Raw genomic sequence first — 9,612 nt, 5'->3', positions numbered from 1 at the left:
GTTCAGCAAACTCTAAAAGGTTTTGTCCTGTAAATAAATCCATAATTCCCCTATTTTGTTGAGTTGCAAGATATGAAATTATCTACTGACCTCGTTAAGTTTTTAAAATCATTAACATGTTTTGATAGATTATTTCATTTTATGTAAATACATATTCACCACGTTCTCTAATCCTAAATAAAGGGATTCGGAAATTAAGGCGTGACCTATAGAAACTTCAAGTAAGCCAGGGATATTTTGCTTGAAAAATTGAATATTGTCCAGACTTAAATCATGACCTGCATTTATTCCTAAATCCAATTCATTTGCTAAAATGGCAGCTTTGACATAAGGATCAATTCCTCGTTCATTACCCAAACTATATTGATGCGCAAAAGCCTCAGTGTACAATTCGATTCTATCGGTTCCTGTTTTTTTAGCGCCTTCAATTATCTCATGAATAGGATCCACAAAAATGGACGTGCGAATACCGTGACGCTGAAACTCCTGAATCATCTCAGTTAAATAAGCTTGATTTTTTACCGTATCCCAACCTGCCGAAGAGGTAATTGCACCAATAGCATCAGGAACTAAAGTTACTTGTTCTGGTTTACATTCTAGCACTAAATCAATAAAATTATGCTGCGGATTTCCTTCAATATTAAATTCGGTATAAACCACTGATTTTAAATCACGCGCATCTTGGTAACGAATGTGACGCTCATCTGGACGAGGATGAATGGTGATTCCTTGCCCACCAAATTTTTGAATATCCGTCGCTACTTTTAATAAATCAGGTACGTTTCCACCGCGAGCATTACGCAAAGTGGCTATTTTATTGATATTTACACTTAACTTTGTCATGAAAAATATTATTTGTTGTGATACTATTATTTGATCAGCACAAAAATACAAAGTAAAATCTAGCAGTTTTTGCTTATTTTTGATTATTTTGCATGCAATATTTCCAATTGATTTATGACAGAAATTACAGAATATATAACAAATGATTTTAAAGCTATTGACAGTCAAGATACAATTGCAGCTGTTCAGTTGTTTTTTGACGAGTTACACTTTTCGCATTTCCCAATAATAGAGGAGGGAGTCTACATTGGCAGCATTGCCGCTGAAGATATTGACACATTTGCTTTTGACAAAAAAGTAGCAGATTATCGATTTACATTAGAAGGTTTTTTTGCTAGAACTACAACAATTTGGTTAGATGTATTGGAAGTCTTTGCAAAAAATCATACTAATTTAGTTCCTGTTTTAGATGAGCAAAACATATATGTGGGCTATTATGAAATAGAAGATATTATGAAATGTTTTCATGCGACTCCATTTTTGAAAGAAGCAGGAGCAATTATTATTGTTAAGAAAGCAATTTTAGATTATTCGATGAGTCAAATCACACAGATTGTTGAGAGCAATAATGGCAAAATTTTAGGAATATTTATTTCTGAGGCTGACATGAGTTCTGTAGAGGTAACTTTGAAAATAAGTTTAGGCGCTGTTAACGAAATAATTCAAACTTTCAGAAGATATGATTACGAAATTATATCAGAACATCAAGAAGACAATTATATAAACAACTTAAAAGAACGTTCCGAATATCTAGATAAGTATCTAAACATATAACCAAATTTGATGAAATATTAATCAGCAATTTTTACCTTTTGCCATTTTCAATATGTATTCTCTAATTTTCTAATTTTTTTCATTATCAAATTCCAATAAAATGAAAGTAGCTATCTACGGTCAATATTATCAAAATAGTACGCAGCCCATTATTAATGACATTTTTGTATTCTTTACTAAAAATAATGTGGAAATGGTCATTGAAGCTAATTTTTTATCAATGATTTACGCCTTAAAACTGGTAGAAAATAATTATAAAACATTTAGCTCACATACAGAACTTGATTCAAGTTTTGACATGTTAATTAGTATTGGTGGCGACGGAACGATTTTGAGAGCTGCAACATTAGTTAGAGATTCTGGAATTCCTATTTTAGGTATTAATGCAGGAAGACTTGGATTCTTAGCTAGTGTTCAAAAGGAAAATATTGCATCATTTCTTCAATTTGTTTTGGATAAAAAATATACACTTTCAAAAAGAGCTTTAATTAGTATACATTGTACAACTCCAAATGAATCCATCGAAGAAATGAATTTTGCGATGAATGAAATTACCGTTAGTAGAAAAGATACTACTGCCATGATCACGATAGACACATATTTGAATGGGGAATATTTAAACTCATACTGGGCTGATGGATTAATAATTTCAACTCCTACAGGTACTACAGGTTACAATTTGAGTTGCGGTGGACCAATTTTGACTCCTAATGTAAAAAGTTTAGTGATTACACCAATTGCACCTCATAATCTTACCACTAGACCATTAGTAGTTCCTGACAATACGGAGATTCGGTTAAAAGTATCAGGAAGAGAAGCTAATTATCTAGTTTCCTTAGATTCCCGAGTTACTTCTGTAAAAAATGAATCAGTTCTTACATTAAGCAAAACACCTTTCTATATTAATATGGTGGAAATACCAGAAGAAACTTTTGTAAAAACATTAAGAAAAAAATTACTTTGGGGAGAAGACAAGCGGAATTAAATCATTCGCAATAGTGGCAATACAATTTTATCACTTTTTATCGTTTAAACGAATAGATCTTTTTTTTACGTTATATGATTCGATAAAAAAAATAGATTTAAGGGAATCAGTATTGAATCGATTTGATAATTATTATATTTGCACGCAATTTTTTATTTAATGAACAAAATTTTTTATTTATCTATAAGCTTGTTATCAATGATGAGCGCCACTGCTCAAATTCACGAAGTTGGTGTTTTTTTAGGTGGCAGTAATTATATTGGCGATATAGGCAAAACTTCATATGTATCACCTAATGAGGCCGCTTTTGGTTTACTTTACAAATGGAATAAAAGTCCTAGACATGCTTATCGTTTTTCCTATATGCAATCTAAAATTACATCAAATGATTTAGATTCTAAAGAAAGTAGTAGAAAACAAAGAGGTTATAATATTGAAAGTGATATAAAAGAAGTTTATTTAGGATTGGAATTCAACTTTTTAGATTTTAATTTGCATAGTTTGGAACGAAAGATAACTCCCTATGTTTCTTCTGGTCTAGGTTATTTTTCACTTCAATATAGTTTAAATAAATCGCTACTCCCTTTTCCATCCAATATACCTGCTAGAGGAAGATCAGAGCGAAGAAAATCAATTTCAATTCCTATAATTTTAGGAATAAAAACTAATATTTCCCCACGATTAATAGCAGCTCTAGAAGTAGGTGCTCGTTATACACTAACGGATAATATAGATGGAAGTTTCTATAAGAATATTGGAAATATAAATAATAACGATTGGTATGTTTTTTCAGGTGCTACTTTAACGTACACTTTTGGTGAAAAACCTTGCTATTGTGCACAATAAATAAATGGATTTACTACAACATATTGACACATTAAAATTACCAAAGCATCTCGCCATTATCATGGACGGAAATGGTCGTTGGGCTAAACAACAAGGACTTTTAAGAGCTTTGGGTCATGAAAGTGGGACTAAATCAGTTAAAGTAATTATAGAATCTAGCGCAAAATTAGGCATTGAGTTTCTAACATTGTACGCATTCTCAACTGAAAACTGGAATAGACCTAAACTAGAAGTTGAAACTTTAATGAAAGTTTTGATTAATTCATTAAAAAAAGAACTTAAAACGTTACAAAATAATAATATTAAACTTTGCGCAATAGGTAATTTAGACAAATTACCGAAATCAGCACAAAAAGAACTCGTTGATGTTATTGAAAAAACAAAGAATAATACTAAAATGACTCTTACTTTAGCATTGAGTTATAGCTCAAGAGAAGAGGTCATTAATATGGTAAGAAATATATGTAATAAAGTTAAAAATAATATAATTTCAATAGACAGTATTGACGATTCAATTATTAATGAGCATCTTTACACGCAAAATTTACCTGATGTAGATTTATTAATACGAACTAGTGGAGAGCATAGAATAAGTAATTTTTTGCTCTGGCAAATAGCCTACGCAGAATTGTATTTTACTGATATATTATGGCCAGACTTTAAAGAACAAGATTTATATGAGGCTATCATTAGTTATCAAAAAAGAGAACGTAGATTCGGAAAAACAAGTGAACAAATTAAATAATTTTTTAGTGTTAAATAAAAGCATAAAAATAGCCCTTACCATTTTGATTTTTGGAGGTTTTACAACAATAAAAGCGCAAGAAAGAGTCCCTTTTGATCAGGGCAAAAAATACATTTTAGCAGATGTATCTATAGTAGGAGATATTAGTTTTAATTCACAAACAGTTGTTACGTTCTCTGGATTACAAAAAGGGCAAGAGATAACTATACCAGGCGAAGAAATTAGTACGGCAATTAAAAAATTAGGCAAACTTGGTTTGTTTGATGAGATTTCTTTTTATGTAAATAAAATACAAAATGACAGTATCTATCTTGATTTAAATATTGTTGAGTTACCTAAACTTAGCGCGGTAAAATTTGTAGGAGTAAAAAAATCAAAAGTAGACGCCTTAATTAAAGACAATAGCCTTAATAAAGGAAAAGTAGTCAATGAAAATTTGATAACTACCACTAAAAATTATATTGAAAACAAGTATAAAAAAGATGGATTTTATAATACTAAAGTTTCTATAAATACTATCAAAGATACGGCTACAATAAACCAAGTTAATATGGTTGTAAATATTGACAAAGGTGATAAAGTTAAAATTGAAAAAATCGATTTTGTAGGTAATGTAAAACTAAGCGACAAGGTTTTGCGTAAAGCGATGAAAGATACTAAACAAAAAAATATCTTTAGAATTTTAAAAGCATCTAAATTTATAAAAGAAAAATATAAAACTGATTTAGAAAAAGTTATAGCTGTTTATAAAGAAAAAGGATACCGTGATGCTAGAATAATTTCTGATTCTATTACCTATAAGAAAAATAAAAATGTTCTTGCAATAAAAATTAATGTTGAAGAGGGAAATAAGTATTATTTTGGAGACGTTAAATTTTTAGGAAATACTGTTTACACAGATCAGGGTCTAAATCAAATATTAGGTATTAAAAAAGGAGAAACATATAATGGTGTGCTTCTTGAAAAACGAATTGCTGATAAGACCAAGCCAGATGGCGAAGACATTACGAATTTGTACCAAAATAACGGTTATTTATTTTCTAATATAAATGCTGTTGAGGTAAAAACGGCAAATGACACTATTGATTTTGAAATTCGAATTACAGAAGGTCCTATTGCTTACTTTAACAAAATATCTGTAGTTGGAAATGATAAGACAAACGATCGTGTTATCTATCGTGAATTGCGAACTAAGCCAGGTGAGAAATACAATAAGGAATTATTGATAAGAACTATTAGAGAAATAGGTCAATTAGGTTTCTTTGATCCAGAAGCAATTGATCCAAAATTTAAGAATGTAGATTCAGGAGCAGGAACAGTTGATATTGAATACAATTTAGTGGAAAAGGGATCGAGCCAAATTGAACTTCAGGGAGGATATGGCGGTGGTGGGTTTATCGGTACACTTGGATTATCGTTCAATAACTTTTCGGCACGAAATTTATTAAATAAAGAAGCATATAGACCACTACCTATGGGAGACGGTCAAAAAGTATCGCTTCGTTTACAAGCAAGTACTTTTTTCCAAACGTATAGTGTCTCTTTTTCAGAGCCTTGGTTTGGAGGGAAAAAACCAGTTTCTTTTAGCACATCATTGTCATACAGCAAGCAATTTTTAAATAATTATATTACTCAAAAAGCGGATAGAACTAAAAGTTTTGATATTTTGACATTATCCGTTGGTATTGCCAAAAGGTTGACAGTTCCAGATGATTATTTTGTTTTATCGCAATCTATCAGTTATCAACACTACGCTTTAAATAATTACAATACAGGGTTATTTACTTTTGGTGATGGTACTTCAAGAAATTTAGCATACACTGTGGGCTTAACAAGAAGTAGTAAAGGTGTGAATCCTATATTCCCAACATATGGTTCTGAGTTCAGTGTTTCAGCTAAACTGACCCCTCCTTACTCGTTAATAAGTGGTACAAATTATGCAACTTTAGGAGATCAAGAAGAATATAAATTAAAGAATACTGTTGATCGTCAAAATATACCAGATGCTAATGGAAACATTGTTAACATTGGCGATTATATTGATGCTGCTGGAAATAAAGTTACAAATTTTGCACTTGCCGCGGCAGATGTTAGTAAAGTAGATCAAAAAAGATTTAACTGGCTAGAATATTATAAGGTAAAGTTTAAGGCAGATACTTACAGTAAAATTTATGGAAAATTAGTATTAAGAGCTTTAGCAGAATTTGGTTTTATGGGTGCTTATAATCAAGAAAGAGGATCAGTTCCTTTCGAAAGATTTTATTTAGGAGGTGATGGATTAGCTAACTATTCTATGGATGGTAGAGAAACGATACAGTTAAGAGGATATCCTAATAATTCATTGACTCCAACAATTGAGGACAGAACTGATCCTAGATTTGGACAACAAATTGGGGCTACGGTATTTAATAAATTTTCAATGGAATTGCGTTATCCTATAACATTAAAATCATCCGCATCTATCTATGCTTTGGCCTTTATGGAAGCAGGTTCTTCTTATGCTGATTTTAAAAATTATAATCCTTTTGCATTAAGTCGCTCTGCAGGACTTGGTTTACGTGTATTTATGCCAGCATTTGGACTTTTAGGTATAGATTTTGGACATGGATTTGATGCTTTACCTGGGCAAGAAAAACCTAATGGATGGGAAACGCATTTTATTATTGGACAACAATTTTAATGTAGTAACATCAAATTTTCTAAAAAATTGCTTTTATGAAAAAATATCTTTTATTTGTCTTTTTAGCTTTGTTTTTTACAACACTTGGCAATGCACAAGTTAGAGGGGTAAAAGTAGGATATATTGATATGGAATATATTTTGCAAAATGTAACTGCGTATGCAGAAGCGGAAACTCAATTAGAGCAAAAAGCTCAGAAATGGCGATTAGATGGAGAGGGCAAAATTCAAGAAGTAAATAAGCTAAAAGATGCACTTAAAGCTGAAAAGGTATTATTAACAAAAAACTTAATTGAAGAGAGAGAAGCTGAAATAAAGTTTTTAGAAAATGAAAATTTAGAATATCAGCAACAGAGATTTGGAGCTAATGGAGAGTTAATATCGCAAAAATCTCTTTTGTTAAAACCAATTCAAGATCAAGTTTTCACTGCTGTGCAAGATATTGCTGAGCGATTAAAATATGATTTTATATTTGACAAATCTTCAGATTTAACAATGCTATTTGCCGCCAAGAGATTTGATATCAGCGAGCAAGTATTACGAGCGTTGAATCGAACTGAAAAAAGAGAACAGTTAACTAAAAAGCAACAAAAAGAACTTGAAGCTAAAGAGTTACAAGAAAATCAAATTGATGACAATCCTGACTTGGCAGATAGACAAAAATTATTAGATGAAAAGAAAGCTGTAAGGGATAACAGCATTGAAGCTCGAAAACTGCTGCAAGAACAAAAGAAAGCTGAATTTGAAGAAAAAAGAAAGCAAATAGCAGCCGATAGAGAGGCAAAAAGAAATGGTACCAAAACATTAACACCTGAAAAGGAAGGTATTAATACTAATGATAGTGATGCGAAACAAGAGCTAATACGGGCTGAAAAGCAAAAGCAAGCTGACGCAAAAGTTAAAGTATTAGAAGACAGAAAAAAAATTATAGAGGATCGTAAAATCGAACAAGAAAATAGGAGAAAGAAAACTTTAGAAGAAAGAGAAGCCAAAAAAAATGGCACGGTTTCTGACAGTACAAAAAATGAAGGCAATGTAACTGTCCCTGCTATAAATCAACTACAACAAGAGAATGAGAATAAAACTGCATCAAATGTTGTAAATGAAAAGGCTAGAATTATTGAAGAGCGAAAGAGACAATTGGAAGAGCGAAAAAAGAAAGTACTCGAAGAGCGCGAAGCCAACAAGAAAAAATCAAAAAATAATACAAACAATAATTAATTACTTAATATTTTAAAAACGATGAAACAAATTAAAACTCTATTAATTGCTGCAATATTAATGTTAGGAGCAAATCAAACTACTAATGCACAAGCAAAGACAGCTCATGTTGATGTAAGTGAAATTATGACTAAAATGCCAGCGATGTTAGATGCTCAAAAACAATTAGATAAATTGAGTACTACTTATGATGGTGAGTATAAAAAAATGGTTGAAGAATACCAAGGGAAATTAAAAAAGTACGAAGCTGAAGCTGCTACTGTTACTGAAACTATAAATGGTGACAGATCTAAAGAAGTGCAGGATATGCAAAAAAGAATTGTTGATTATAGAGATAATGCTCAAAAAGAATTACAACAAAAAGAATCTGATATCGTTAAGCCATTAATGGAAAAAGTGAGAGCTTCTATCCAAAAAGTTGGTAAAGCAAAAGGATATCAGTATGTACTTGATGGTACTTCTCTATTACTTGCTGATGGTCCAAACTTAACAATGGATGTAAAAAAAGATTTAGGTTTCTAAAATATAGAAAGCAATTGTTTTAAACCGCTCACCTGAACAAGGATTGAGTGGTTTTTTTTGTTCGAAATTTGTTGAAAAAATAAAGATAAACGTCTTAAATTTGTTTAGATGGAAAACAGCAGAGCTATAGGTATTTTTGATTCAGGTGTTGGAGGAACTTCAATTTGGAGAGCTATTCATAATTTATTGCCAACCGAAAATACAATTTATCTTGCGGATAGTAAAAATGCACCATACGGACAAAAATCAAAAGAAGAGATTATAGCATTAAGTATAAAAAATACTGAGTTGCTTTTAGATATGGATTGCAAGTTAATTGTAGTAGCATGCAATACAGCAACTACAAATGCTATTCAAGAATTAAGAGATAAATTCAAAATCCCTTTTGTGGGTATCGAGCCCGCCTTAAAACCTGCAGCTCTAAGTTCTAAGTCTCAAGTTATTGGCATTCTAGCCACACAAGGAACGTTAAACAGCACGCTTTTTAGTAAAGCGATGGAGAATTATAAAAGCACAAAGATAATTGAGCAAGTAGGACACGGATTAGTAAATTTAATTGAGAATGGTCAAATAAGTTCCCTTGAAATGTCACAATTGTTAGAATCATATTTAGCGCCAATGATCCAAGCTAATATTGATTTTTTAGTTTTAGGATGTAGCCATTACCCCTATTTAATCCCACAAATAAAAAAAATACTACCAGCTCATATTCAAATTATTGACTCAGGTGAAGCAGTAGCAAGGCAAACGCAACGATTAATAGATGAAGTTACTGGTCGTTCTGCTGAACAATTAGGCAAGGCTATTTTTTACACCAACACAGATCCAAAAGTATTAAGTGATATTTTAGTTGATCAGTATTATATACAAGAAAGAGATTTTTAAATTGTGATTTTGTTTATTTGGCGGATTCAAGTCATAAATGCAACTTTTTGCTGATTTATCAATTTATGTAAATATACTTGGTTTGGTGTTTTAAAACCAAATCTTTTTCTCG

9 protein-coding genes are annotated in these 9,612 nt (G+C 31.2%); 8 read left to right on the top strand and 1 reads right to left on the bottom strand.

Going from position 1 to position 9,612, the window contains the following annotated elements:
- Positions 1 to 129: 129 nt before the first annotated feature.
- Entirely contained in the window at positions 130 to 843 is a 714-nt protein-coding gene (locus RCH18_RS15600) for a pyridoxine 5'-phosphate synthase (RefSeq protein WP_326937703.1), read from the bottom strand.
- Between the two features lie 114 nt (positions 844 to 957).
- Here RCH18_RS15600 and RCH18_RS15595 point away from each other — a divergent pair, with 114 nt between their 5' ends.
- The 8 genes from RCH18_RS15595 to murI all read left to right on the top strand — a co-directional run bounded on the left by RCH18_RS15595 (position 958) and on the right by murI (position 9,500).
- Positions 958 to 1,617, top strand: a complete 660-nt coding sequence (locus tag RCH18_RS15595; RefSeq protein WP_326937702.1) for a CBS domain-containing protein — start codon at positions 958 to 960, stop codon at positions 1,615 to 1,617.
- Between the two features lie 100 nt (positions 1,618 to 1,717).
- Positions 1,718 to 2,602 (top strand): NAD kinase, encoded by an 885-nt coding sequence (locus RCH18_RS15590; RefSeq protein WP_326937701.1) that lies wholly within the window; start codon positions 1,718 to 1,720, stop codon positions 2,600 to 2,602.
- A gap of 159 nt (positions 2,603 to 2,761) precedes the next feature.
- Positions 2,762 to 3,448, top strand: a complete 687-nt coding sequence (gene porG / locus RCH18_RS15585) for a type IX secretion system protein PorG (RefSeq protein WP_326937700.1) — start codon at positions 2,762 to 2,764, stop codon at positions 3,446 to 3,448.
- Positions 3,449 to 3,452: 4 nt separating this feature from the next.
- Positions 3,453 to 4,193 (top strand): isoprenyl transferase, encoded by a 741-nt coding sequence (locus RCH18_RS15580; protein WP_326937699.1) that lies wholly within the window; start codon positions 3,453 to 3,455, stop codon positions 4,191 to 4,193.
- Positions 4,126 to 6,873, top strand: coding sequence for a BamA/OMP85 family outer membrane protein (locus RCH18_RS15575; protein ID WP_326937698.1), 2,748 nt, complete (start codon positions 4,126 to 4,128; stop codon positions 6,871 to 6,873). The genes RCH18_RS15580 and RCH18_RS15575 overlap by 68 nt, the downstream gene beginning before the upstream one ends.
- 35 nt (positions 6,874 to 6,908) lie before the next feature.
- On the top strand, positions 6,909 to 8,093 hold the full coding sequence (locus RCH18_RS15570; RefSeq protein WP_326937697.1) for an OmpH family outer membrane protein: 1,185 nt from the start codon (positions 6,909 to 6,911) through the stop codon (positions 8,091 to 8,093).
- A gap of 21 nt (positions 8,094 to 8,114) precedes the next feature.
- Positions 8,115 to 8,615, top strand: coding sequence for an OmpH family outer membrane protein (locus RCH18_RS15565; protein ID WP_326937696.1), 501 nt, complete (start codon positions 8,115 to 8,117; stop codon positions 8,613 to 8,615).
- A gap of 108 nt (positions 8,616 to 8,723) precedes the next feature.
- Positions 8,724 to 9,500: a glutamate racemase gene (murI, locus tag RCH18_RS15560; protein ID WP_326937695.1), complete on the top strand. Its 777-nt coding sequence runs from the start codon at positions 8,724 to 8,726 to the stop codon at positions 9,498 to 9,500.
- Positions 9,501 to 9,612: the final 112 nt, after the last annotated feature.

It is taken from the genome of Flavobacterium sp. PL11 (assembly GCF_035985025.1).
Lineage (GTDB): Bacteria > Bacteroidota > Bacteroidia > Flavobacteriales > Flavobacteriaceae > Flavobacterium.
The sequence above is the reverse complement of the archived record's forward strand: the minus strand, read 5'-3'. Positions and strand labels throughout refer to the sequence as shown.